The sequence below is a fragment of the Microcoleus sp. F4-D5 genome, assembly GCF_036704885.1.
GTDB lineage: Bacteria > Cyanobacteriota > Cyanobacteriia > Cyanobacteriales > Microcoleaceae > Microcoleus.
This window is the reverse complement of sequence record NZ_JAUBSX010000059.1, coordinates 1-26,261: the sequence shown is the minus strand read 5'-3', so window position 1 is coordinate 26,261 and position 26,261 is coordinate 1. Positions and strand designations below refer to the sequence as shown.

Below are 26,261 nucleotides of genomic sequence, written 5' to 3'. Positions count from 1 at the left end.
GGTTATAAATTGACTCAATCGGTGAAACTTTTAGGAAAGATTGTCGTTTGTTTGCTTCAGTGAACCGAGACTAAACTCTCCCACAGAAGACTCTTCGTGTTCATTCAGGGCGGCTACTTTACAGAATTGTTCTGAGTTACCGATGCCGATCGCACTGGGAGCTAATTGCATGGCGGTAGCAACCAGGTAAAATGTTTGAAACAAAACACCAATATGTTTCAGAATCAAGCCGTAACCAATGGCATAGTATTTCCAGAACAACCGCCCAAAGCGGGCTGTAATAATAAAAAGCACTTGGGGAACATCTTCCTGTTCTGTTGCTTTCCAGGCATCAAAAATTAAAGCTTCAACCTCTGGATTCCAATCTGCGATCGCGTGCAAGGTGTGAGACAAAGGTTGATAGTGGTATAATCCTGCATTTAATCCCTGACACCGATTGATTACAGGATATATTTCGAGTTCGTATAATGCACCGCCGCATGGATAGGGACGTTTTGTGCATTCTCCAATGTTCATGATATCGTCCTCAGGGGTGTAAACCTCTTTGGCTCTGGCACAGCGATAGAGGAATTCTCCTAACTGATTAAGGGTGATGGGCTGGTTGTCGTATTCCCGAATGGATTGTCTGGATTCGATCGCCTGCGTTAGCGAAATATCGGTTTTGGCTAACGCTTCTAGGTTAGGTTTCTCTAAGGAAATTACTCGATCGCTCATGGGCGATTTTACAAAGTGCGATCGCTCGCTATCCTCGAAGCGAGGTATTTTCAATTTACGCGAATCGTCTAATCGATTTAAACGGGTTTGGCGATGAAACAGAAGATTGTGAAATTGCCATTCGGCTAGTGCTTCACTTTCTGGTTCTAGCAAAATCATTTCAGTGGCCATCAGTAACTGAATGAACGATCGCACTATCTCTGCATCAATCAGCGAATCAGCTAAAGTTAAGAGCGTAAATGAGGAATCAAGTTGAGCCAGTTTCGCAATTAAGGCACAAGCACGCCACTCTAGCAGAATTATTTTGGCTTTGGATAAGGGAGATTCTAAGACAAACTGTTGATTTTCCTGACGCAGAAAGGCAAAGCGAGACAGAGTTAGAGGCTGCTGTTGCTCATCAAAAACAGCAGCAACAAAGTGATAATTAGGAGCGATCGCGATCGCGGTTGCTAACGGTAAAACAGAATGACAAATCCAGCCGAGGTTAATCAGCTTTTGCAACTGGATTTCAAAGTTTAAGCCGTCTTCGACTCCATCCGCTTCTACAACTAAAGCGGTTAGCTGGGAGGCGGTGAGGGCGGAATGTTTCAGGTGTTCTAATGCGGTTCGCAAACCCGGCTTAGGACTATGCAAGGTGAGGCTGTTAGAAGCGAATTGCAGCGTCAGCCGATCGCCTTCAGTCGTGAGGGCGAGTTCAGGACGGAAAGAAAGAGTGAAGCTATCGGACATATTAAAATACCATTGGCATTGGGTTCATCTGGTCTTCGGCTAAAGGTGCAGGAAGCCACCCTAATTTTGCCGGGACATCGTACAGCCGTCCAGCCCTAAATCGTGACCAGAAGTGACGTAAACCGGGGATAATAACTTTGACGACGGGTAAGTTAATATCGGGGCGGGTTTGGTTGAGTACCAGCATTTCTAGTCCCGCACGTTTAACGATTTCAACACAAGTTAAGACATCTTGCTCAATATCATTGCTCCATTGTTGCGGGTAATCGGTGCACTGTTTGCGTGGTGTCTGCACAGAGGGCGCTAGATAAGGCTGATTGGCTAAAGTTACTTGGGAAAACCAGTATTTTAGGGCTGAATCTGGGGCGGTGGAATAATCTTGCTGGTCTACATTGACACCAATTTGATTCACCTCGGTGACGGCTCGTGAAATCGCAATTTTAGCGTCAAAGTGCGCTCCGTATCCGGAAATAATTCGTTCTTCACCGCCGCCTATGTTGCGAGAGAGGGCGGCAAAAGCGGGAATATTTAGGTCTGTGGTTAAATCGAGTACCCATAATTCTCGTTGCTGGCTGCGATACCAATCTTGCAGTTCTAATAGATAGGAATCATTGAAGCTGGCTAAATCTACAGTCGGGCGTGATAGTCGATTGTACCACCAGAGAGCGACGCTATCGCGTTCCACAAGTTCCAAAAAGCCTTGCAGAATGGCATCTTCTAGGGTTCCTCCGGCGGCGTTACCGTTGGAGTCGGCACCACAGAAGCGTTGAGTTTTAGGCAGTTTGTAGTTGTAATAACAGAAGGCAGTGGGAAGATATTTGTGCGTTTGCTCGGTTAATGACCATACGGGAGTCCAGTCAATAGATTGAGTCTCATCAAAGCGTTGCGGAATCCAATCGTGATCGACGATCGCCTTTTGATTCAATTCCTCCCGATTTTGATATTGAGTATCGCTAAACAGCAAACACTCTTGTGGATGAATGGCGCGATCGCCCAACTCAGCTAACTTAGAATTTATACGAGGTTCGTCGCCTTGATAGATGCCAGAATAGCGTTCGATCGCCTCACAGAATCCGCTGGCTTGCGATTGGCGATCGCTTTTTCCCTTACCGCCGCTTTTGTGTCCGAGGGATTTTCGCAACTTATTCAGACTGGAAGAAGTACCGAAGGCATGGGTGGCGCGGTAGGTGTGGACGAGGGGATTATTGGGGTCAGAAATCCGCACGAGTTCGCTGACGACTCCGGTAATCGGGCTGATTAAATGCTCGTAGCGTTTCAAGATTTGCTCTGGCGTAAAGGCGCGATGTCCACCATCTTGAGTAAACAGCTTTTTGCGGCTGGTGAGTGAGATCGCACTTTTGACTTGTTGACTAACTAAATCGGGATTTCCACAGGCCCGACATTGGGGGCGCTGAGTCAGGGAGTGGGTTTTTAGGGTGAAGTTGGTCTGATCCAGGGTGATGATTTTCCCGGCTAATGTCTGAATTTTTGATTCTGGGATAATCTGCTTCACCAGCCATTTAGCAACTTCGGTGGTTGTGAGTGCGATCGCAGTTTGCACTGTTGAAGGTAATGCAGTAAAAGTAGTCGGTAAACATCCACTCTCCGTCTTCCCTTGCTGTTGCAAAATCGAAGTTTCTACCTCTCGATTGCCCTGCAACCGATGGGCTAAACATTCCCAGCAGCCTGTTTCTCCCGGAGCAAAGATAGAACCAAACCACAGTATCCCGCCGTTTGGCTTCACGAGTAGCCAGGGTTGCTGAGTTTCCAGGGCTATTTTATTAATGTGGCGTAGTTCTGGCTGAAGATAATCATCTGTGAGAACTACCTGCAAGGAACTACTTCCAGATTGAGCCTCCCCTACTCCCTGCTCCCTGCCCCCTGCCCCCTCATGCACGGGAATTCCCATCGCCTGCAATGCTTCAATCAAGGGTTGTGCGTCAACTGTGCCAACGGTGGTGACAAAAACTTGGGTCTGGGGAAGTTGTTCGCTCACTACTTGCGGGTCTACATTCAGCAGGCTCCAAAATGCAGCAGCTTGGGGGGTGAGGCTGTGAGCGGCATCGGTAAGGTAGCCTTTCTCGTACAGGCGATCGAGCACATAGTGGATGTGGTCTGGTGGGACTTGTCCATCTAGCTTCTGGATAATATCTTCTAGGGTGTGTTGACCATTCAGAAACGGCAGAATCTGGCAATAGAGGCTACCCGTCAGCGCGTGCGTGGCAGATTCGCTGAATAAATAGACGTTTTTGGGTTCAACGATTTCAACGCGGAAGTGGGGTTTAATTTGGGGGATTTTCACATCATTTAATTGCTTTTACGACAACCATTGAATCTGCTATATAATAGTGGCAATCTTCAGGTGGACATAGGGAATCAACAGTACTAATAGTGAGAGAGCTAAAAATCTTCAGTAAAAATCGCTGAGTAAAACGACTCAAGGAATCTATTTCACCCGTATAAAAGGTAAAAATACCACCTTCTTTTAAATGAGTTGCTCCTACATAAAAATCCTTGATACACGACGCAATTAAAAGACTTTTCAGCTCCTCTTCCGAAGTAGGATAAGTATCAAAAAAAATACCATCATACATCTGTACTTGATCTTCTACGTCCGGCCATTTTCCCTGAATTAATTTAATATCTCGATCTGGATATTGTTCTTTCCATGCTTTAAAAGCTTCTATAACTTCATTATTGAACTCGACAATGGTGTGTGATTTTACCCCTCTTTCTTGAATATATGTTGCTGAAATTCCCATCCCAAAACCTATTTCTAGAATGTCTCCGTGGGTCTCGGCCACAATATCTGCCATTGCTTTCATCACAGGACGTTCCCAGTCTTGCATGACTTGCTGCCCTTCAATAATCAGTTGGGAACTGTCATATTGGGCTGGACTTTGACTCCATTCCTCTTTAATCTCTTGTCTTTTTGAACCCGCAACAAATTTCTTTGATGCTTTAGTTAAATGGTGCAATTCATGCGCGCATTCATTAAGGACTTGATTGAGAATCCATTTTCTATGCGATGCTTTAGTATGCTCCGTAAAATCGTCGTTCTTGAATTGCACTTCCAGAGCAAAGTTTCGGTATTCCCTGTTTACGTTTGTCATAGCTTTGTGAGTTGATAGAGATAATTATTTGTTGATAAGGGTATAACCCGAAAAGTAAGACAGCTAGAAAGTGTCCGAAGAGGAAATAAACTCCTAGCTGGCTTAGACCTCAAGGGAGGCAAGGGAGCAAGAGGAGATAGGAAAGTAAAATCATCATCCTCTTCTTCCCCTACCTCCCTGTCTCCCCCTCTCCCTATCCCGTCACGACTGCCAGGTATCGGAAAGCCCGATGGTATCGGCAATTGCGGCTCAATTCATCCGGGCGAATCAGCCTCCTAGACGGGATGAAAGGCAGTTTTGAGGAAACTTTCAGACATAGGTAGAGTGGGAACCTATTCTGCGTCGTCTCCTCCGTCGTCATAAGAACACGCGACACGTCCCCTTTGAGCGAGCACACCAGCAGCTTGGTTGGCTGAGTCGCCATATAGTTGAAAGGCTTCTTCCGAGAGTTCAGCCAACTCAGCAGGCAGTTGCCCAGTGGTGGTGCGGTTGACGGGTTGTGCCGCTTGGGGTATCAAGTTTTGCTTATCCATGAGAGTTTTTTCCTTTTGTAGTTTGTGTTTTTGTCCCGTTGTCGAGGCTTGCTCAGTCGGTGGGTCTGACCGCTTCCTTTGTGTGAAAAAAGACTGTATGTAGGCGATCGCTCTTGGTGTATCGAGAGGGGATCTCGCTTAATCTTATTATACCCAAATCCGTCCCCGCCGGAAGGGAGGATCTGCCTCAGTTTTCTGTTGTTTTGCCATCTCCTTAAACAAGTAGCCGTAATCTTTCAATCCGGTCGATCGCACTAGCACTTCCTGCGCGTCCAGCTTTAGCTTCAGCGGGATTTCCACTTCTTCCCAGACAGCATCACCGCTGAGTGTTCCCAGTGCCCGATTAGTGGTCTTATCGTGAAGGGTTATCCCCGATTTCTCATCAAAAGACCAGCAGCGCAGTAAGCCTAGTTCCCGACCCGTGAGGGGATACAACCGATTTGCCTCAATTTCGGAGAGCGATCGCCCATACCGCCACACCCGCACCTCCAGCAGCTTGCCCTGAAAGCGGGAAGAAGGCACGTCTGGCTGTCCGCCCAGATAGGTATTGCCAACCGCCAAAACTGCGGGAATTGCGATTTGATTGTCGTTTTGTACGCCGTTGATATAGAGTTTCGTATCTCCCGCACGACTCCCCCCCCTTACTACTGCAAAGTGATACCAGCTTTTAGGCTGGATTGCATTGCCTGATGCGATCGCTTCCTTAGCGCGGGGAGTCTGAAACTTGAGTTTGCCGCCTTCGAGATAAAACAGCGTTTCCCCCTCGGCAAAAATCACCTGCTTCCCGGCATTAGTGGCAGGATATACCCAGGCTTCGATGGTGAACCGCCCTTGCGGTTTCAGGGCCCCTCCACCCGCAGATATACCCTGATGTTTTTCATCAAGCACCAACACCATCTGGCGACCCTGCAAAGCAACAGGGGGGATGGGTTGAGGGGTTGCAGGGGTTGGCGTTACAGGTGGGCTGGATTCTCCAGAAGGTTGAGGTGGAGTGGGTGCGACATTTGGTGGGGCGGTTGCAGCCTCGCTTAGTTCTCCTGTTAGACCGATCGGTCTAAACTGTTCAGTTGGCACTGGGGAGGGACTGGCAGCGATATTTGGTGAGGCGCTTGCAGATTCGCTCAGTTTTCCAGGTTCTTCTTGTGCGATCTGCATTGTAAATGGCACTTGTGACTGTTCCCACTTAGCCCCATGAATAACACCATGATTGGCATTGCTGGTTCGGTCATGTGTTGTATTGTTGCTGCCTTCATTTAAAGGCCAATAACCAACCAATCCAGACTCATTTCCTGCCAGACGTTGGTAGAGATTATTTTGAATTTTTTGCTGGGTACGGACTACTTTCCAAAGTCGGATTTCAGCTATTTTTCCAGCTACGGTGTGAAATTCATTATTATCTTTAAACATCCCAAACAATAAGTCATTTTCTGGATTGTAATTGATGTTAATCCCTGGATATGCTCGTTGAGCTTTTTCTATGCCATCGACATACAATTTCATTTCCTGACCGTCATAAGTCCCCGCAATATGATGCCACTGATTGAGGATAATCGTGTTGGCTCCACTACTGAGATACTGAATTCCAACTGAAGGAACTTTTAAACCAAAGTAAATACCACTCTTGCCGTCAAGGAACAGACCATATCCACTTTCTGTTGAGCCAGTATCGTAAATGTTACTAATTATCCCAGTGTATGCTTTTTGAGATGCTACACAAATCCAAGCTTCGAGAGTAATTTTTTTCTCAATTTTAAATTGAGGTTTTTTACCTAAGTTTACCGCGTCGTTTTGTCCATTAAATACGAGGACTGGTTGCAAAGATTCTGTTGGCTTCGTCATATTCAAAAACTCTCTTGAATTAGATGCTTCTTCTTGACCTTTTTTTGATTTAGCCATAGCTGTGACACGTCTCCCTAAGCTTGTGAAAATGAATTTTTAGGTGACTGAACTAAAAAAACGCAGAACTAGCGAAAGCATGAAAGCAACCACAGCCGCCAGAGGTTTTGAGTTGATTGTAGGTGCGATACTCAAATGCTGCTGGATCGTTGAAGTTCGCGCCATGCAGCAATTTCATCCGAATGTTAACCAACTCTTCTACGCTGCCGTGAATCACATCGACGGCTTCATATGGCTGAATTAAATCGGGACGTTTGACGGGAGGAGATTGTTTGGGAAGTTTCATAGTTTCCTTTAAGTGAACTGGGGCGTGTTATAGCTGTGACGATCCAAAACGTCGCGTTATTCCTAATCGTATGCCGAGATAACGTCGTCACTTCCCAACTGGGTATGCTTACCACATCACAATCAGTTGCAACAATAGAGAATTTAAACTGCAACGATCCGAATGCCGCGAAGTGTTTGTCTATGCCCTCAAACAAGAAATTGAGAAATTCAATTTTAAGGTGTATGCAGTTTGCATCCTGTCGAATCACGTTCACTATTTGATTGAACCGATTCAACCTGATGATTTGCCAAAAATCATGCACTGGCTCAACTGGTATACTGCCATGTGCTTTAACCGGATGGTGAATCGCACAGGACACTTCTGGGAGAAGCGATATTTCTGTGGTGGTTTTCGGGCTTCAGACAAGGAACGGGCGCTCAACACCTTACGGTACATTCACGGCAACCCCAAAGCCGCTAAAATGCGATCGGGCTTTTTTTATGAGTTCAGCAACTATGGCAGCTATAACCAACTAACTGATGATGGCTTAACTCAATGGCATCCTGCTTTTTTGCAATTGGGCAGTAGCTTGTCAGACTGCGCCCGAAAGTATCGAGGATTTTGCATCCGGGCGAATCAAGCTCCTAGACGGGAGGAAAGGCAGTTTTGAGGAAATTTTCAGACATAGGTAGAGTGGGAACCTATTCTGCGTCGCCTCCGTCATAAGAACATGCGTCATCATCCTCGCCTGAAGCGAGCACAGCATTCGCAGAGTCTTCGCCATGTAGTTGCAGGGCTTCTTCCGACAGTTCTGCCAACTCAGCAGGCAGTTGTCCGGTAGTGCTGCGGTTGACAGGTTGTGCCGCTTGAGGCATCAAGTTTTTCTTGTCCATGAGAGTTTTTTCCTTTTGTAGTTTGTGTTTTTGTTCCGTTGTCGAGGGTTGCTCAGTCGGTGGGTCTGACCGCTTCCTTTGTAAAAGAAGACTGTTTGCCAGCCGTCTGATTAATACGGCGAAGACCAAGTTCTCACGTCGCCCAGTGTCACCGGAATCAAATCGCTGACATCGATCGTGAACCGGAACACCTTCTTGGCACGGCGACTGTTTTCTGGATCAAAGAACTTCAGCTTCACATCCCAACAATCGCTATCCAAGCGACAGAAGGGGCTTTTCTCCACCGTGATGCTGTCGAGTTCCATGCCAGTTGCTACCGCTTCGGCAAACGTGGAAGCCGCCTGGAACGCATTCGTCGCTGCAAAGTTGAGCGCCCGATCTTGAGAGGTAGTGCCGAGATTCCGCAAATCGTAATAAATCCGGTTGAGGAAGCTGCCCAACGTGCGCCGGATTGCATCTTCTTGGGCATCTCCGACGGTAGTTTGCACCGTTTCTATGGCAGCAGCTACCAGTGTATTAATCTTCCAACCATACATCCCGCGAGGGTTTTGCGGTGCCAGTAGCGGCACAACCTGCCCAGAAAATAGCTTCACGGTGCGCCTGGTCAAAACTCCGGGAATACTCACCCGTTCTACAAATTCTTCGCTGCTTTCGGCCTGAATTTGCCCTGCCAATAGTTCTTGCAAGACGGCGTAGGTGTCTCGCGCAAATGCTCCTTGGGGTTCGATCGCATAAATTGGGGTCAACTCGATGTTCAGCGTCCAAATGAGCGATCGAGATTCAGAAGGACTTGCTGCCAAGTAATCCACCATCTGCCGCGCATCGTAAGGGTTGGCTGGCACGGTAATCCCACCAATACTGTAGGCAGGCATCAGTTGTTTAAAAGAGTCTCGTCTTGCCTCCGTCCCGAAGTCATAGCCAAGGGTTCCTAGCGCATATACGAGTTGACTATCAGCGAGTTCGCTTGGTGCTTGACTAGCAGTAACAAAGTTTGAGGCAGAATTCATAGCAGGTAATTGTGAATTTATAGAGTGAGTAGATGGAGGAGTCGAGACGAGGATTGAGGGCGCGATCGCATTTGCAGCCGATTGAGACTGGCTTGCAGGTGCGGCGGTTTGTACAGCTGTAACCGTCTGCGCGAGGGATGTTGCATCAATTAAATCATCAATAGGAGCGTGTTCGGGTGACTCGACCTCGCTTTGTTCCATTCCACCGCAGCCGCAACCAGATGCAGCGATCGCTTCCCTAGTGTCTGACACAGTTTCTCCAAAAAGATATTCAAGTGAACCAGGAATATTGAGCTTGCCAACTAAACAACGACTCGCGTCTGTTGTATCAGCAGGCGTGCAAGGCAAAGCACTATTTAAGATTGCCGCTCTAACTTTTTGCGGATCGGGTTTTTCGCCCCGCTGAATTTGTAAACTTAACAGCAGCGCCGCTACGCCCGTTGCGATCGGTGCGGCAAAACTTGTCCCGCTCAACCGGGTTGTTCCACCTCCCGGCTGCGCGCCAAGGATGTTCTCACCCGGTGCGAGAATGCCTTGATTCTGGTAAGTTGCGCCCCAGTTGCTGAAGTCGATGGGTTTACCTCGATCGTCCATTGCCCCAACTGCTAACACCGCAGGCAGGGCTGCCGGAACGTGCAAACAAGCACAACCATCATTGCCTGCTGCCGCCACAATCAGCACGTTATTTTCTTGACAAAGCTGAACCGAGCGTTTCAGCCACCCTTCTGCTTCGCCTTCATCGGTGAGTTGTCCGCCGCTGATGTTGATGATGTGCGCCCCTGCGTTGACAGCTTGCTCGATCGCACGGGCTAAATCGAGTTGAGATAGGTTGAGGTGATCGTCGTGAAACACCGGAACGATCAGCCCTTTGCATTTAGGGGCAATCCCCATGACTGGGCTACCCGGTTGACCAAAGATGACGCTGGTAACATGAGTGCCGTGAAGAGACATCCCGCCATCCGGTTTCGCCTGTCCACTAACTAAAGTCGATAGCTGAGTCAAGTCTGTACCTTGGAAACAGGGATGCTTTAAATCAACCAGCCCATCGAGTACAGCGATGCAAACTTGTGGATGACCCAACGTTTGAGAGGTTAGTAAGGAAATTCCTGAAGTTTGCAAGGAAATCACTGCCTCTTATTCAAATTTCTGTTGTAGTTAGTTAAACATGAAACCAGACCAATTTGGCTTACTCAAGCAAAATTCACATAACGTAACCTTTCAGGGTAAGCGCACGTTAAATAGTAGCTCAGGATACAGATTAATAAGCCACATACTGTGTTTAAAGGTGCAAGGCTAAAAGTTTGTTGGATTTCCTCGCTTCGAGGCTGACCAAAAACGAAGAGCCTCACTTGATTACTCCCTTCCCGCCAGAAGATTTTGTATTGGTGGACTGTTCGCTCCACGAGAGAGCTGGTTGTCAGTTCACAAACAGCTAAGCAATAATACTTAATAAAATATAGATAGGTAGTAAGGCTAAGTATGAGGATGAGTGTACAATAGATAGCAATAATCAGGAGCGCAAATATATTGAGCCTCGCGTTAAGTCATGAAAAACCGTACTGAGAGATTACGTGAAATTCAGCCCAACTGGGAGTTGTGGCAAAAGTTATACTATCAAAATCAACAAAGCTATATCCGGCAAAGATTATTAGCAATTAAATATTTGTGGCAAGGAAAGGGTAGGTCAGAAGTCGCTCAACAGGTGGGATGTAGCTATGTAACTTTAACTGAATGGATAGATAAATTTTTACAAGGTGGATTGTTGGAACTAACCAAACAAATTACACATCAAGTTCCCTCTCGTTTAAATGAGTCACAACAGATGGAACTCAAAAGAATGATTGTAGAAACCACCCCAACGGACTATGGTATAGATAGATACATTTGGACTGGGAAGATAATTAGCGAAGTGATTGAACAAAGATGGGGTGTTTCACTCAAAGATAGTCGTATCTATGAAATTCTCGACTCACTAAAATTATCCCACCAAAAGGCACATCGCGATTATGCAAATGCTGACAAAGAACTTCAGAAAGAGTTTATAGCTATCCTTAAAAAAACTGTTATGGCAGCAAGTAGGTGAGAAAATCATCTTTTTTGACGAATTTGCTGTTTACGATCGCCCCAGCTTATTTTATGCTTGGGCACAAAAGAATAGCAGACTGCAAATCCCAAGCAATGAAAGGAAACGAAATAAATTTAATGGACTGATGAGTGTGGATGCCATTACAGGTGAAGAATATTTAAAATTAACTCAGCGCGCCAAAACAGAGGACATTGTTAGCTATTTTATTGAGTTATGTAGCGAGGCATCCCAACAAGGATTTCACAAATTAACAGTAATTTTAGATAACAATTCGACGCACAAGAAAAAGATGAAAAATCTGTTAAAAAGCGAATTATCGGAACTGGGTATCGACTCAACCTTAGAAATAGAATTTATCCATACACCTCCTTATTCACCGGATTATAACCTGGTAGAATACAGCACTTCCGGATGTTATGAGGTACAGTAACAGCAATTAGTAAACCAGTTTTTAAGATGTTTCGGATTCATCAAGTCAAGAGCGACAGCAATTATCGTGTCAACCATTTTAGTGGTGGTTGGTGAAAACCGTCGCAATAAAGATTTGAGTTGCGACCACCATAATTCAATTGGATTAAAGTCAGGTGAGTATGGGGACAAACACAAGATAGAAGCACCCACAGCTTCAACCATAGGCTTAATTACATCTGCTTTATGGGCTCGTAAGTTATCCATCACTACTACTGCTCCCTCCCACAATTGTGGCACTAAGAATTTCTCTATAAACACCTCAAATACTTGGCTATCCATCGAGTTATCTATGGTCATTAATGCCACTACTTGCGTGAGACTAATTGCACCAATTACTGTGACTTTTTGACCTCGATAAAAAGGTTTGACCGCATAGGCTCTCGTTCTTCGTTGGGAACGTGCATGAGTTCTGGTTAAACCTAATAATACTCCAGTCTCATCTAAAAATACGCTTATTGTTTGGGTCGATATGCTTGACTTTTTCCCAATACTCTAACCTTAATTTCATGACTCTTTCAGTGCCGGCTTGGCTATTTCTCACTGTTTTTTTTTACGATTTAATTCCAACTTTTGTAATGCGTTACACATGGCTGTTCTACCCACCCAATTTCCCGTTTTCTGGGCAAATAACTCACACAATTCTAGTAAGGTTGCATCGGAATGTGCTGCCACTATTTCTCTCAAAGAAGCTGTGGAATTCTTCAAATGACTATATCTCGGTTTCCCCCTAGGTCTCGGCTGTAAATTCCCCTCTATTTTTTGTTGCTTGACCAGTTTTTGAACTAAGCTTTTACTGCAAGCAAATATTTCTGCTGTTTTTCCGATCGACAGCTTCTGATCTAGATGGGCTGCTACTATTTTTGTTCGCAAATCTACTGAATATGCTTTCATTGGTGTATTTTTTTAATTTATTCTTACCAGAGATTTCAATCGATTCATACCGTTTGTATTCAAGGAATTCAGCAAGTTTCTAATTTGACATCCGAACGGTTGGCTGTATTAAATTTGTTTCCAGTCACCTGTCGGTCTTATTATTTCTTGTTGTGAAATGAAGTTGAATATTGATTGTTAAAATTGACGTAGAATTAAATAATTGTTGATTCAGCAGTGATGTATTATTGTCATAATGCAGGCGATATATGCTGGAATTAATAGTTGTTAACGGTCTGATTTTTGACGTTTTATGGGTTAAGAAGATTTAATTCATGCCCTCGCGTCAATTTTTAGGGATTCCGAACTGGATGATGCGATAGTTGCACAAATTTTGGAGTATTTTTACTCATTATTATCCCCGATGATTCACTTTTACCTCCTCAATCCGCGTATGTGCCAGTTGGGGGTGCGGAATGTGGGTTTAAACTTTCTCTTTTTGAAATCAATACAAATGCCAGTCGGAGTAGTATTGGCACTCGGATTCAGTACCGGCGCGATCGGAGGAGCGGTGCTGCTGCCGTTGTGGAGTATATCAGAAGAACCCGCAGTTTCTCGCCGTCCCCAATTTCGGGACGATCGAGTAAACCCCGATCGCACAGAACCCTTAGAAGAAATTTGACATATTTCCTGGTTCTAACACAGAGGATTCTCAACTAAATAGGTTGAACTGAACGATCGAATTAATTGAGTATTTTGTCTGTCTCAGTTGAATACACCTGACCGTCAATCAGCAGCCGAGTAAATCCCTTGGCTTGCAAATAATGGGCTGTTTTTTGCAACATCCTGCCGTCAGGAACCTTACAAACTCTTTGATTGCGAGTCGAAAATCGGCGTGCGACTCGATGATTGTCAAAAACTGGCAAAGTTTTCTCTCGAATTTCCTCAGGCGGAATTTGACCGAGTTCGCCAAAAGCTTTCAGAGGTCTAACAATTAACTCCGCAGCCCGATCGACCACCAAATAGCAAATTTTGGGAATAGAGGCTTCACTTAAAGGCAAAACTTGAATCATCGTTTTTGCCCGCAGTTCGCCAGACGCCCCCCTCGATCGAACACCCAGCAAACTAGCAGCAAATAGAGAGTCTGCCTCGTCCAAATCCTCTGCGTCAAAGTCATCTAAATCTGTATCATCGTCTTCTTCCTCATCCTCCCCATCATCAAAATCGCTAAAATCTTCACCTGCAAGCATTCCAGATTCTGGGATCTCATTTTTTAACTTGCCCGCCACAGCGAACTCATCTGAGCGCTCTGTAAGATTAGCTGCTTCAGCTTCTGACAAGTGAGAAATACCTGAACCTGAGAGTAAAGTCGATCGAGCTTCACTCCCAGCAATCGATTCACCAGTAGATAAAGAATGCCTCCGGAGTCTTGAACTCGAATTTGCCCGCGACTCCGACACAGGGGGGTACAGAGGATCTGACTCACTAACGGACTGCGAGGAGTCAGCAGCATCCTCTGTCGGTTCCAGAACGCTAGCGCGATCGGGTAAACGTTTTTGTTTTTGATGGACTAGAGATTCGTATTCAAAATCCGACAAAGCACTCTGAAGAATGCGCCTCACAGTAGAACTGCTCACTCCGTACCGCTTGGCCAGAGTGATAGTGTTCTCGTCCGACTGTCGGTACAGCCTGAGGATTTCGGATTTGTCAGAATCGGAGAGTTTTGTGGGCGTCATGGTTATCCAAAACTTTGACTTTTCGGACTTGGTGGCTAACGGGCACCATCGAGTCCCGCCATACCTGAACTGCCTGCCTAATTTCCCGATAATATCAAATAAAATCCAACTTTTGAAGAATTAGTTATGATGGCGAGTTTCCCAGCCACAATAAGTATTTCGAGCCAGGGTAACGAGCAGCAAACTGCGATGTCGAGCTGGATTTAAACGACCAGAATGTTGTTGGGGGATGCAAAGTCTTTTTTGCATCCCTAGTAGCCTGCCCCATTAGCAGCCTGCCGCTGTCGAGTTTAACTCGCTACGCAGTGCGCCTGCCACGCCTGCTCTGGCGAGAACGGGTTGAGATGTCATGTTCCAAGATAGCTCCTATTCCGAACAGGACGGCGCTGAAAATAAAAAATACTTCCGGCAAACTGCCACTTTGGTAACTGCCCTCGGCCTGAGTATCACGCCACTTAAAGTACATATCCCCGATATACAGCGAAAAAGTTGCAGCCGCAATCATCCGCCAAGATTGCGAAAAACGTCCTCCCCAGAATGCCAGCAGCAGTGCTGTAGCAATAATCAGCAGAAAAACATCACCCACAATGTAAAACATATTGATGGCATAAGCATAGGGCAACAGTTGCTCATCTAGTGCTGTAACCCATGCGGGAGCTGGAGTTTTAGTTTTTTCTGCTGCGTCCGGTGCAGGCTTAGCATCAGGCGATGTCGATCCTTTTGCCTTTGACCCGGGCGAGTCCTTCAAACCAGGGGCTTTGGCTGTTGCTTGATTTGAGTCTGGTGCAGTTTGGGTCACTACTTCTTGAGTCGATGCCGGAGCTAGCCCTAGCTGTGCCCTCCAAGAGTCAGGAGCCGCCACCCAGAGCGCTACAACAATCCCAAAAGCAGCAATTCCCGATAACAGACCCCACTGCCAAATTTCTAGATTCAGCCGCTTGGAAGTCACGGCTAGAACCATGCCCCCGATCAATGCCACATAACTGACCAGATAAAAGGCATCGGCTGGGGACACGTCCGGGTCAATCCCGAAATAGAGTTCCCAAATGCCAAATAGCACGCCGGCGATAAAGTAGAACAGCATCCCGAGACCAATCCCCAGCCAGACGTTGCGCCCGCTGACCATATGAGGGCTTTGCCAGTTTCTAAAACAAACTAGCGCCGCTCCGAGATATGCCCCGCATTCAAAAACCAAAGTGCCGATCGAGTACCAAAGTGGCAGACCCTCTTCTTTGGAGACGGGGACGCTGAATAGCAAAAAAAACAGCAGCGCCATGACAGCCCAGGTAATGCCAGCAATGACGAGGTTCTGAGCTGAAAACAAAGATGGAGAAGTAGATGACTTTTCTGAAGTGCTGCTCATAGGGATTTTTAGAGGTCTAACTAGCAATTTTATTGCCACAAGGTGATGTGGCATCTAAACGGACTTAACAATCTGCTCGATCGATAACAGCTTGACACCGGATTAGCTTGTTGCTTGACCGGGATCGCGATCGTCCGAGCAATTGTCCGAGATTTTTTATGTTGCAATCCACAGTTTGTTGAGGGCTGATTGTTTGAGCCAATCTAAAAACTGATTGCGATCGGGTGCTGGCATATCTTGCAGCACCTCATTCACTCCTTCAGCGAAACCGGTATCGCCAAAATACGATTTGCCCAAACGGTGCAGTTCTTGCAGCAAGGTTTTGAGATGCTGCTCTTGCCAAGGCGGTACTTTGTGACTTTGCAAGGGGCTGACAGTTAACCAATTTTTGACCGCATCAGGGGAGTCTGCCTGGGGGAAGTTTCCCTGTTGAAATACCTTGGCGATATCTTTCTGAAACGATGCGGCTTGCCTTGCCCCTAGGAGGTCTTCGACATCGAAATAAACTGCTTGGAGCAGCAGCAGGCAGGCTTGGGCGAACAGCGGCGGTTTGGCTGCTGCGTCCGCACCACCAGCCTCTTCGCCGATGAGCTGGTCTAAGCGGACTTTGCCCCAGACGTTGTACCGATCCGGCTCTTCCAGCAGGACGCAGGCTTTGCCTCGGTTGTCGGTTAAATCCCGCCACAAGGCTCTGGCGTCTTCTGCTTGCTTGCCGTTGAAGGCGCTGATCAGGCGAAATGTCTGCCCCTGATAATTGAGAATTGGAATCTGCTGATCCCGTTTTGGGTGTTGAAAGTTAGATATTTCAACATCCTGCCGTTTCAGAATAAACATGACACTGCGCTTTGACTCCTGTCATGGCCGAGGTGCTGTGCTTTTGGCACTGATTTTTGACGCGATCGCTGTCCTAAAAGTCCGGTGATTTTAAATATCACTGATTTAGGTTTTTTGCTTCTTGACACTCACAGCCCTAAAAGAACGGTGATTCTTGTTTCACAGGGAGGTCTAAAATACCCTAAGAATTAGTTCATACAGCAATATTTCAGACTACTTTACCCTCAACAAGCTTACATCGGCTGTCCGACGATGTTTGAAAGGTTCCCAATTTAAGCAGCTCTCCCTCCCGCCAGCAAAAGCGTTTGGGGTTGCTGGGCTCAAAATATTATATTAGCGCTATTCTACTGTCCGTTCGCTCATTTTGGAAAGGTGTGACGGAATTAAGGCTTATGGGGCTTGAGATGTAGGTGGTAAATGGATTCTGGCAATTTGAGCAAAAAAAGTATCTGTCGTTGAAGATCCGAAAGCGTCGTAACAACAATGGAATTTTCAGGAAATAAATAGAGGTTAAGGTTGTCGAAAGCCTTCAATAATTGCTCAGCAGAGGGTCGCTCTGTAGCTCTCTTAGGATTGCCAGCATAAAGCCCCGCCAACTTTTGTTGGGAAGTTTGCAAAGCCAATCGAACGACAAATTCTATCAAGGTAAACACCCTTAAAGCTAGGGTGAGTAAGAACATCAATCCCACGCTCCGATCTTGATTTTGGAAGTAGGGGTGAAATGAGCAACCGTACAGAAAGTTACGCTAAGCCTAAAACAATTGCTGAATAAGCTTTTCAGGTTTACTTCTCCAACGCTATTTCCGAGACTGACTGTTTGTGACGTTTGACAATATCATTGACTGTTGTCTTGCTAAGGTTGAGAATTTCTGCAATTTTGCGGTAAGAATACCCCTCACTAACCATCTGCAAAACTTTAGAGCCCAACTTATCTGCTTTGATCCTTTGTCCCGGCTGTCTGCCAAATTTCTGACCTCGCGCTTTAGCCGCCGCCACCCCACTCCGTACCCTTTCTCGCAGCAAATCCCGTTCAAATTCAGCCAAAGATGCCATGAGATGGGCAATTAATCTGCCTTGTGGTGTATTCAAATCAAATTGCAATCCAGTTTGAGCAATTAAGGAAACATGCCAACTGTGCAATTCCTGCAAAGTCTCAATTAGATCAATAGTGCTACGTCCCCATCGGGTCATCTCCGTCACCAAAATGGCATCAATGCTATGACTTTGAGCCAACGCCATAACTTTGGAGCGTTCTGTGCGATAGTGCTTGGTTCCAGACACTGTTTCCAACCAAATGCCAATTACCTCAAAACCACAAACGGCAGCATACTCTAATAAGTCCCGTTCTTGCCGCTCACAGGACTGGTCAGTTGTCGAAACCCGACAATAAATGGCAACTCTTTGTACCAATTAAACCCTCTGGATTTTATAGGTCTCAAACCCTTACTGCACCGTTTCTATTTACTGTACCAAATAACCTACACTTTAATTAGTACAACTTAGGGCTTATGGATGGGATTTCTTACTCTCGAACAGCGGCAACGCTACGGACGTTATGAGTCGGAACCAACACCAATGCAATTGGCTCGATACTTTCATCTTGACGATACAGATTTGGAAAGCGTTTTAATTCGACGTGGAAATCATAACCGTCTGGGTTTTGCCTTGCAGCTAGTTAGCGTCAGGTTTTTGGGGACTTTTTTGGAAAATCCCATTGATGTTCTGCCTGGTGTTATCACCCACATAGCCACTCAGTTAGGAATCGCAGATATCGAATGTTTGCCACGCTACCTTGAGCGTACTGTAACCCATTGGGAACATCAGGGCGAGATTCAACAACGCTATGGCTATCGAGATTTTAGCGGACAACCGGGACACTGGCAACTGATTCGTTGGCTGTATGGACGTGCCTGGGTTGGTTCGGAAAGCCCCAGTGTTTTATTTGACTTGGTTACAGCAAGATTAGTTGAACATAAAATCCTTTTACCCGGAGTTACAGTTTTGGAGCGTCTGGTTGCCAGCATACGGGAGCGGACGGCGAAGAGGCTGTGGCGAATGTTATCAAAAATTCCTTCTTCCGAACAACGGTTCAAGCTTGAAGCCTTACTATTACCTGATGAGAAAACTTGGTACACACCACTAGATCAGTTACGGCGATCGCCAACTCGTCACAGCGCACCCGCTTTGATCAATGCTTTAAATCGTCTGGTTAAAGTGCGTGAAGTTGGCATCAATACTTTAAACTTTTCTAGTATCCCAGCCAGCCGATTAAAAGCTCTTGCCCGCCATGCAGCAACAATTCGTGTAGCTGCGATTGCCCGTATGCCTTTTGAGCGGAGAATTGCAACTCTACTTGCCTTTATTCACATCCTGGAAGCGGAAGCTGCTGATGAAACCCTCGATGTGCTGGAGTTATTGATCAAGGATTTACTCTCCAAATCAGTGCGGGATGGAAAAAAGGAACGGCTACGCACAATAAAAGACTTGGATGCCGCAGCTTTTATTGACCGTCGCGCTTATACTTTCTGTACTTTAGAGCGATTGTGTGAGGGTTTACGCCGGAGAGAATTGTTTATCACTCCCAGTATACGTTGGAGTAACCCCCATGCCAAATTACTACAAGGTTCAGATTGGGAGTCAGCCAGACCGCAGGTTTGTCGCGCACTAAACCTACAACCAACACCTGAAGCAGAACTAGAAAAATTGAAGCAGCAGCTCAATTTTGCATTTCTTCGCACTGCTAATAATTTGCCCAGCAATGCAGCAGTAAGAGTTGAACCTAACAAAAAAGGACGTGATACTTTAACAATAACCAACCTGGATAAGTTGGAAGAACCTGCCAGTTTAAAAGCTCTCAAAATACTGGTATCAGAACTACTCCCCCGTGTGGATTTGCCGGAAGCCTTGCTGGAAATCCATGCGAAAACAGGGTTTATGGATGAATTTAACCATTGTAGTCAAGAAAACTCACGAGTAACGGATTTACCCATTAGTGTCTGTGCAGTGCTGATAGCTCAGAGTTGCAACATTGGTCTCAAGCCAGTGAGCCGCGCAGATATCCCAGCCCTGACTCGCAATCGATTGGCTTGGATACAGCAAAATTACCTTCGTTCTGAAACTTTGATTCGTGCTAATGCCCGGTTGGTTGATGCTCAAACTCATATTCCATTAGCGCAGACTTGGGGTGGGGGAGAAGTGGCTTTGGCAGATGGATTGCGTTTTGTGGTGCCTGTGCAGACACTAAATTCAGGCCCAAATAGCAAATATTTTGGTCGGGGTCGAGGTATTACTTATTACAATTTTACCTCAGACCAGTTTACAGGTTTTCACGGTTTGGTGGTTCCTGGAACACTGCGCGACTCTCTGGTTGTGTTGGTGGGGCTTTTGGAGCAACAGACATCTCTTGAACCCAAGGAGATCATGACTGACACAAGTGGTTATAGTGATGTAATATTCGGTCTTTTCTGGTTACTGGGCTACCAATTCAGCCCTCGACTGGCTGATGTGGGAGAGGCTCGCTTTTGGCGTTTAGATTCTTCAGCAAATTATGGGGTTCTAAATGGAATAGCACGGCAGCGGGTCAATATCGCTTTTATTGAAAATTATTGGGATGACATACTGCGAGTTGCAGGTTCTTTAAAGTTAGGAACGGTGAGCGCAACAGATATTATCCGAACTTTATACCGAAGTGACAAGCCTTCTGTTCTGGGTCGAGCGATTGGGGAGTTGGGGCGTATAGCCAAAACTTTGTACCTATTAAACTATGTCGATGATGAAGCTTATCGTCGTCGAATTTTGACTCAACTAAATCGGGGAGAAGGACGGCATGGGCTTGCCAGAGTTATTTTTCATGGTCAAAAGGGAGAGTTGCGTCAACGTTATCAGGAAGGACAAGAAGACCAACTTTCGGCTTTGGGATTGGTCGTAAATGCTTTAGTCCTATGGAATACATATTATATGGATGCTGCGCTGACTTTGATCGGCACCCAACAGAGCATGAATCAAGAAGATGTAGCGCGGTTATCGCATGAGAGGACATTCTCACATCAATATGTTGGGACGTTATCATTTCTCTTTGCCTGTTGCCGTGATGCAGGGGGAAATGCGTTCGCTGCGTGACAAGGATGACCCTAACGAACAGGATGATTAGAATGCCTGTGTAGTAAGCGTTTCAGCCTTAGCCTAACTTTCTGTACGGTTGCTCATTTCACCCCGTCAACTACTAAACTACCATCGCCAGCCTTTCAATTCTTTGCAATAGCAAGCGAGTGCGACCTGAATTTTTAGCAGCGGACGAGAGGAAAGCAGGCGCGATGGAACACAGATTTTCCAACTCGGCTCGAAACCATTCTGATAAAAATGCTTTCACTTCTTCGTCAGCTTGCTGCACTTCCTCGAACAAACTCAAACGCCCGTCAAGCAATGCCACGATGTCTTCAATATCGGAACTAAAATAAAAGTTACCGCCACCTCTACCCGTGAAAGCTTCTATGCGTGGAGGCGAGGAGGTAAGGCGTTAAAAAAATTAGGATTTGCCTACCACTTGGAAGTTGGTAGCGAATAGAGTTAGCAATGCCCGGCCTGTACCAGCGGTTGGAAAACCCCAGCACCGATTCATCGCACGGCATCACATCAATTGAAATGCCCTCATACTGCCAGCGACACAGCGGTGCGCCTGGTTCTGTAGTTTCTTGAAGCCCAAGGGTTCGCAACAAGTTCGAGAAATCGATATAAATATATCTCCCAACATTGCTATTGCTACCATCTTTCCTTTACCGATATAAATATATCTCCCAACATTGCTTGCTACCATCTTTCCCTGCTTTTTTCCAGTTCTTCCCAGCTTGCATAAATTTGCATAAATTTGAGTTTTTTGTTGCTAACACCGCCCAAAATTGGGTTAACAGTTCAAGCTGAGCTTACACAATTTTACTCATAAAAACTCAAAAACTACAGCAATAACTCAGAAAAACTCATCGTCGAGCGGCCCCAAAAAGTTAATTTTGAGGTTTTTTCCTGTCCCGGTACGCTTAATATCAATTTAACAATTTAACAGCAAACTCTACAGTAAATATTTTAAGCAAATGTAGCAGAGGCTCAAAAGTGGTAGCATTTATAGCAAGCTGTACTTTCACAATTGAGCAAGTCGAACTAATTGAATAGGCTGTTAAGGTTGCCTAAAAGATTGCCGCCTTGTTATAGCCATTTAGCTATTGCATATCAACCTATCGGACAAAGGTGGTAGCATTTTTCTCTTCTTGAGTTGCAGTACAGGGAGCCGAGTTTGATTGAATGCAGTGCTAACGCACTTTTGTATAAGAGAAGTGAAGTGGAAGAGTAATTTTTTCGGGCTGCCAGAATGCTCATGCAGAGTGTTCGCTATCTTCATCTGCTCTGTTGCCTCGCTGATTCAGGTACTCATGCCAGTGATGTTACGACTACTACAAAGGTCAGGTTCTTCTAAGAAGTAATGCCTGCCAGCAATAAGCGCGAGTTGCATTCTCCACACAGAGGGTGCAACTTTTTGTGAGAAGAAACAACATCACAATTGTTACTGATGACTACAAAAAGCTTTATATTTTAACCCTTATATTTCCTCTTATTTCCTCTTTTTTCCTAATATCTCCTACTTGTCCCTAATATTTCCTAATATTTCCTCCAAAATTCACAAAATTTAATTAAGTTGAATTAAGTTTCGCTGCTTTTTAATTGATTTTTTGTACTCCGACACCTCTTGAATCCTCCTAGTTAGTACGCCAGTCGCATAGCAAGCCATGTCAAATAGACGTAAGAGAGGGTAAAAATGAGCAAATCGCCCAAATCGCCCAATTGTCAGAATTTGTGCAAAGGGCAACGACATATATTCGCTTCAGCAGAAGTAGCTGACGAATACCTCTCCTCTGGCTACCGCCAGTAAGCAGGGCGCTCACTTGCTCTTAAAATCGACCAAATGCCACAAAAACACTACGCGCCGACTGAAATCGCGCATCCAACCAATGCTACCGCCCCTGAACCGACTACGATCGCCCTGCCCGATTATTGGGCGCAACCGGATTTTAACTTTGGGGATGCAGTGACAGACAATGAAAAATCTTATATCATCATGGGCCTAGTAATGGACACAGACTTGGACATTTGGAAATACCTGTGTCGCAGCCGGGATAACACAGAGCGATTCTTCTGGGAATACCAACTCAGACTTGCTTAAACTACCAACACTAAATATTAAGACTTTGTTGAGCGACGGCGATCGCAAACTAAGAGCCGTCCTCAACAACAAAGCACGATTGGCTGTAAATCATGCTCAACAATGATGCAATTTACAGACTTTAAAACAACCATGTCCGACTTTGACAGTCAAAAGCTACAAGCAATCCAGCCAGCAGTATCCACCCTCGAATCAGCCATATGGATGATAAAAACTGCTCCGGTCACTTCTCACTAATGCGACTTGTGACCGAACAAAACATAAACCGAAAGAAACAGGCTCATATCCCACATAATTGCTGACAATTGAATTAATGAAAGCAATGGATAAATCGCCGCGCAAACCTTGCCATCAAGGTTCAGAAAATTGTAGCGAACATCGGTTGCTCAGCATTAAGTTAACTTAATGCCAAAAACCGCTCTGACCTACTCCCTTGCTGTTCAACTTAACCTTAATAAACCATTAGTTAGCCCTAAAGAATTGATGTGCTTACAACTGCAACTCTTGCCAAAAACCAACTTTCCAAACCCAACGGAAAGACTGAAGTCGTCCGAGTGCGCCTAACCACCTTGGAAAAGGCAGATTTAGTGAAACTTGCCGCAGAATCAGGTGAAAAAAGCCTGTCTGACTACTTGCGTAAACGCGCTTTTAGCCTTAACCGCACAGTCCCCGCTATCAATGAAGGAACTTGTGCCCAACTGCGAATAATGAGCACGCACATTTGCCAAATGACCAAGGGTGTAGAGACAGCAGTAAAAGCAGGACAGTTACCCAAACAAAACCTAGAAGTTCTGCAAGAATTCAGCAGAATGCTAGGCGAGTATCACCAAGAACTAAGAGGCAAAGTCAGAAAAGAACTTTTGAGCCAAACCCGCGAACCAATACCCCCGCTTGTGGATTACCAATAAAGCGATCGCGCAACTAGCCAATAGTCCTGTTTGACAATCTAAAGCACTGCTGAAAGTTCAATATCGAACCTAACAATCGCATCTAATTTCCTCGTAGGAGGTGAGAAAAGATGGCTGCAAAAGTCTCAACTAAGCCAAACTCCAAAAGACAATTCTCAGCCCCAAAACGTACTTGGTCTGTCCTAACAGCCACAGATCCCAAACACGTCAAAAAACTAGAACACATTCAGGAAACCCTCGATGCTGCCATAGAAACAATCCAAGAAGAAGGCGACATTGAGGACTGGGATGATTTCAAAAACTTCGTTGAATCCTTCAACAAACGACCCGACAGAATCAATGAATCTGGCAATCACAAAGCTAGTGTCAGCATGGATTTAGTTACTGAAGGAAAAGGAGGCGAGGTGTCTGGCTTTGTTTTCTATTTAACTAAAGACCCCAGCCAGAGAACCAGCGGTGTCTATTTAGTAAAAAATCTGAAACAGGCCGACGTTGAAACCAAAGACAATAACAATTACTATACTCCATCCCAAATTATGGACTTAATCGGGCTGGATGCCACTGATGAATTAGAGGAGGACAGCATTTCCGAAGAATTTGATGAAGAACTAGATGATGAACTAGATGATGAATTGGAGGATGATTTAAGCGATCTAGAAGAAGATACAGACCTTCCCAGCCACAATACGCAAACTCGCAAATCATCGCAGTCCAAACGCCAGCTAGGAAAGTCAGTAGCTTCTCAAAAAACTGCCAGCAGAACGAAAAAAAAGGAGGAAGAAGATAATATTGAAGAACTACTTTCTGATGATGAGGATGCTCCTATCCCCAATGGTGTATTGGGCAAAATCGCTAAAAATCGCAGCGTTCAAAATCAGAATGATAACGGACAAATCAAGCAAAAAGTGGCTGAACAGCCCGAAGCAAAATATCCCGAAGCAAAATATCCTTTACTCGACACCGTTGAAACTGTTCTAAAAGAAACCGAACGCCAAGGAGCAAGTGTCGCTTCTATGGGAAGCGAAATTAACGGATTAACCGTAAGTGGCTTAACCGTTCAAACTGCCTCTTTAATGGGTCTACTTGGAGCAAAGAGTATTGGGGAACTAATTGATTACATTGAACAAGCGAGGGAAAAAGAACAAGCAGAAAAACTCGAAAAAATTCTCGAACAGATTGACTCATTAAACACTCGCGCCGACCGAGTTGCGACTCGTGCTAAACACGCTGATGTCATTTCCGGCATAGAGGCGATAGATACACGCACTGAAAAACTTGCTGAACGGGCTAAGCAGGTATTAGAACCACCTGCTGCAACTGAACCAGAGGAATTGGAAACGAGCCAGCCTCAGAGAAGCAATCGCGACATTGAAGCCAAGGGAACCAAGGGAATTCAAATCAACAATCCCGAAACCAAGGCAGCTAAAATTGGCGAAAAGATTGGCGATCTAGAGAGCAAGCTCAACCCAAAATCCCAGAAATCTAGGCCTTTACAGCTCGATAAAGATACCAGCATCAGCGAACAGTTAGACCAAATTCAAGACTATTTAGGCAACCTCTCAAAGAGGTTGGATCGCCTTGAAAGCATCGTTGACAAACTAGAACATAAAATGACCGTTGAAATGCCTGTTGGATCGGAATTTAATCCTAATTCAAAAGTGCCAGAAACCCGTCAAAAAGTTCAGCCCGCAGTTACTGCACCTAACAGTATCGACAAGGAGGAAAGCGAACCAGAGGATCTTCTTAGCAAAATGGTAGCTCAAACAAAAGTACAGCAGCAGCGAGAAGCTGTAGCAGATTGCTTGGTCAATTATGCTTTCGCTACGGGACAGTCTCCCCGATCGGGAATTGCATTTGATGGTGGCGGCAGCTTGTATGTAACTGGTGAAAATAACGAAGTTAAAGTTGCCGTAAAAGGCAGCGATAATACCGAAATTTTTGCCGGAACCAAGAATGGCGATCGCTGGAAATTTGAGCCAGATCGGGACAAGCTAACTCCCGAAGAAAAAGAAGCCATTTTCAAATTGCCTCAGTCGCAAGAAGAGTACAACAAACTAGCAACTGCCCAGGCTTTAGTTGAAAAGTTTCAGGACACCTTTCCCAAACGCTTTAGCGGAGAAAAAGATCCAGTGTTTCCTTGGAAAGAATCGCGCCGCGAAGACGGCACGACCGGGGCAGTCAAATACGAATTTGAAATACTGGATCTGCCGGACGGGTCAAAACAACTGATAGGAACTGACCCCCGCCAAGGTGACGCACAAGTGTTCGATGCCGTTCTGGTCAAAGGAAAGCCGCCAGACGTTCGACAGTGCCACATTGCTGTTGAAGAAATGGAGGCTGTAGTCGGCTCCCCAGAGCCACAAAAAACTCAATCTAGAGCTTCTCAAGCCTCTAAAGACTACAACTATACCTCGCCAGAACGCAAAGAACGATCGCAAGAAGACAGCAACGAATTGCAAGCTTAAACCATTTTGAGGAAAAATCCAATGCAAAACGATTACTTGAACGACAACTACCGCTCTCATGCCCATCGCGCCAGCGTTACTAACCAAGGCATTATACCATTTTTCTAAAGTTATGCTAGAGTTACCTGAAAAGTAAAGGAGAATATTAAAATGTCTGGGCGTCCTCA

General features: G+C 45.5%; 24 protein-coding genes. 9 read left to right on the top strand and 15 right to left on the bottom strand.

What is annotated here, in order from left to right; translation table 11 throughout:
- Positions 1-30: 30 nt before the first annotated feature.
- From QUA80_RS23585 to QUA80_RS23560, 6 genes are all read right to left on the bottom strand, one after another.
- Entirely contained in the window at positions 31-1,443 is a 1,413-nt protein-coding gene (locus QUA80_RS23585) for a SagB family peptide dehydrogenase (RefSeq protein WP_333427444.1), read from the bottom strand.
- 1 nt (position 1,444) lies between these two features.
- Positions 1,445-3,745 carry a TOMM precursor leader peptide-binding protein gene (locus QUA80_RS23580; protein ID WP_333427443.1) on the bottom strand — a complete coding sequence of 767 codons (2,301 nt, stop codon included), beginning with the start codon at positions 3,743-3,745 and terminating at the stop codon, positions 1,445-1,447.
- Between the two features lies 1 nt (position 3,746).
- A complete protein-coding gene (locus tag QUA80_RS23575; protein WP_333427442.1) occupies positions 3,747-4,556 on the bottom strand; it encodes a class I SAM-dependent methyltransferase in 810 nt (269 codons plus the stop codon).
- A 332-nt stretch (positions 4,557-4,888) separates the two neighbouring features.
- The gene (locus QUA80_RS23570; RefSeq protein ID WP_333427441.1) at positions 4,889-5,089 is read right to left on the bottom strand and encodes a DUF5837 family cyanobactin class RiPP; all 201 of its coding nucleotides are present in this window, start codon (positions 5,087-5,089) and stop codon (positions 4,889-4,891) included.
- Positions 5,090-5,236: 147 nt separating this feature from the next.
- Positions 5,237-6,985 (bottom strand): LamG-like jellyroll fold domain-containing protein, encoded by a 1,749-nt coding sequence (locus tag QUA80_RS23565; RefSeq protein WP_333427440.1) that lies wholly within the window; start codon positions 6,983-6,985, stop codon positions 5,237-5,239.
- A 52-nt stretch (positions 6,986-7,037) separates the two neighbouring features.
- The gene (locus tag QUA80_RS23560) at positions 7,038-7,271 is read right to left on the bottom strand and encodes a cyanobactin biosynthesis system PatB/AcyB/McaB family protein (RefSeq protein WP_333427439.1); all 234 of its coding nucleotides are present in this window, start codon (positions 7,269-7,271) and stop codon (positions 7,038-7,040) included.
- Between the two features lie 115 nt (positions 7,272-7,386).
- On the opposite strand from QUA80_RS23560, the gene QUA80_RS23555 reads away from it, so the two are divergent.
- Positions 7,387-7,923, top strand: a complete 537-nt coding sequence (locus tag QUA80_RS23555) for a transposase (RefSeq protein ID WP_445302284.1) — start codon at positions 7,387-7,389, stop codon at positions 7,921-7,923.
- Between the two features lie 31 nt (positions 7,924-7,954).
- On the opposite strand, the gene QUA80_RS23550 is transcribed toward QUA80_RS23555, so the two are convergent.
- Complete coding sequence (locus QUA80_RS23550; protein ID WP_333427438.1) at positions 7,955-8,146, bottom strand: DUF5837 family cyanobactin class RiPP; 192 nt, start codon at positions 8,144-8,146, stop codon at positions 7,955-7,957.
- Positions 8,147-8,256: 110 nt separating this feature from the next.
- Positions 8,257-10,272, bottom strand: coding sequence for a PatA/PatG family cyanobactin maturation protease (locus QUA80_RS23545; RefSeq protein ID WP_333427467.1), 2,016 nt, complete (start codon positions 10,270-10,272; stop codon positions 8,257-8,259).
- A 427-nt stretch (positions 10,273-10,699) separates the two neighbouring features.
- On the opposite strand from QUA80_RS23545, the gene QUA80_RS23540 reads away from it, so the two are divergent.
- Together QUA80_RS23540 and QUA80_RS23535 are read left to right on the top strand one after the other, a co-directional pair.
- Positions 10,700-11,236 carry a winged helix-turn-helix domain-containing protein gene (locus QUA80_RS23540; RefSeq protein WP_333427437.1) on the top strand — a complete coding sequence of 179 codons (537 nt, stop codon included), beginning with the start codon at positions 10,700-10,702 and terminating at the stop codon, positions 11,234-11,236.
- Complete coding sequence (locus QUA80_RS23535) at positions 11,214-11,669, top strand: transposase (protein WP_333427466.1); 456 nt, start codon at positions 11,214-11,216, stop codon at positions 11,667-11,669. The genes QUA80_RS23540 and QUA80_RS23535 overlap by 23 nt, the downstream gene beginning before the upstream one ends.
- On the opposite strand, the gene QUA80_RS23530 is transcribed toward QUA80_RS23535, so the two are convergent.
- The gene (locus tag QUA80_RS23530; protein WP_333427465.1) at positions 11,654-12,166 is read right to left on the bottom strand and encodes an IS630 family transposase; all 513 of its coding nucleotides are present in this window, start codon (positions 12,164-12,166) and stop codon (positions 11,654-11,656) included. The genes QUA80_RS23535 and QUA80_RS23530 overlap by 16 nt on opposite strands.
- Before the next feature lie 81 nt (positions 12,167-12,247).
- Positions 12,248-12,601 carry an IS630 transposase-related protein gene (locus QUA80_RS23525; RefSeq protein ID WP_333427436.1) on the bottom strand — a complete coding sequence of 118 codons (354 nt, stop codon included), beginning with the start codon at positions 12,599-12,601 and terminating at the stop codon, positions 12,248-12,250.
- 403 nt (positions 12,602-13,004) lie between these two features.
- Here QUA80_RS23525 and QUA80_RS23520 point away from each other — a divergent pair, with 403 nt between their 5' ends.
- A complete protein-coding gene (locus tag QUA80_RS23520; RefSeq protein ID WP_333427435.1) occupies positions 13,005-13,262 on the top strand; it encodes a hypothetical protein in 258 nt (85 codons plus the stop codon).
- Between the two features lie 61 nt (positions 13,263-13,323).
- On the opposite strand, the gene QUA80_RS23515 is transcribed toward QUA80_RS23520, so the two are convergent.
- The 4 genes from QUA80_RS23515 to QUA80_RS23500 form a co-directional block, all read right to left on the bottom strand.
- Positions 13,324-14,316 carry a hypothetical protein gene (locus tag QUA80_RS23515; protein WP_333427434.1) on the bottom strand — a complete coding sequence of 331 codons (993 nt, stop codon included), beginning with the start codon at positions 14,314-14,316 and terminating at the stop codon, positions 13,324-13,326.
- 298 nt (positions 14,317-14,614) lie between these two features.
- Positions 14,615-15,679, bottom strand: coding sequence for a hypothetical protein (locus tag QUA80_RS23510; RefSeq protein WP_333427433.1), 1,065 nt, complete (start codon positions 15,677-15,679; stop codon positions 14,615-14,617).
- Between the two features lie 156 nt (positions 15,680-15,835).
- Complete coding sequence (locus QUA80_RS23505; RefSeq protein ID WP_333427432.1) at positions 15,836-16,513, bottom strand: Npun_F0813 family protein; 678 nt, start codon at positions 16,511-16,513, stop codon at positions 15,836-15,838.
- A 783-nt stretch (positions 16,514-17,296) separates the two neighbouring features.
- Complete coding sequence (locus tag QUA80_RS23500; protein WP_333427431.1) at positions 17,297-17,923, bottom strand: recombinase family protein; 627 nt, start codon at positions 17,921-17,923, stop codon at positions 17,297-17,299.
- A 102-nt stretch (positions 17,924-18,025) separates the two neighbouring features.
- Here QUA80_RS23500 and QUA80_RS23495 point away from each other — a divergent pair, with 102 nt between their 5' ends.
- On the top strand, positions 18,026-20,632 hold the full coding sequence (locus tag QUA80_RS23495) for a Tn3 family transposase (RefSeq protein ID WP_445302281.1): 2,607 nt from the start codon (positions 18,026-18,028) through the stop codon (positions 20,630-20,632).
- Positions 20,633-20,735: 103 nt separating this feature from the next.
- Here the strand turns inward: QUA80_RS23495 and QUA80_RS23490 are convergent, their stop codons facing one another.
- Positions 20,736-20,942: a hypothetical protein gene (locus QUA80_RS23490; protein ID WP_333427430.1), complete on the bottom strand. Its 207-nt coding sequence runs from the start codon at positions 20,940-20,942 to the stop codon at positions 20,736-20,738.
- Between the two features lie 143 nt (positions 20,943-21,085).
- Here QUA80_RS23490 and QUA80_RS23485 point away from each other — a divergent pair, with 143 nt between their 5' ends.
- The 4 genes from QUA80_RS23485 to QUA80_RS23470 all read left to right on the top strand — a co-directional run bounded on the left by QUA80_RS23485 (position 21,086) and on the right by QUA80_RS23470 (position 26,094).
- Entirely contained in the window at positions 21,086-21,208 is a 123-nt protein-coding gene (locus tag QUA80_RS23485) for a hypothetical protein (RefSeq protein WP_333427429.1), read from the top strand.
- 1,255 nt (positions 21,209-22,463) lie between these two features.
- Positions 22,464-22,721, top strand: coding sequence for a hypothetical protein (locus QUA80_RS23480; RefSeq protein ID WP_333427428.1), 258 nt, complete (start codon positions 22,464-22,466; stop codon positions 22,719-22,721).
- 485 nt (positions 22,722-23,206) lie between these two features.
- Complete coding sequence (locus QUA80_RS23475) at positions 23,207-23,629, top strand: plasmid mobilization protein (protein ID WP_333427427.1); 423 nt, start codon at positions 23,207-23,209, stop codon at positions 23,627-23,629.
- A gap of 110 nt (positions 23,630-23,739) precedes the next feature.
- A complete protein-coding gene (locus QUA80_RS23470) occupies positions 23,740-26,094 on the top strand; it encodes a hypothetical protein (protein WP_333427426.1) in 2,355 nt (784 codons plus the stop codon).
- Positions 26,095-26,261: the final 167 nt, after the last annotated feature.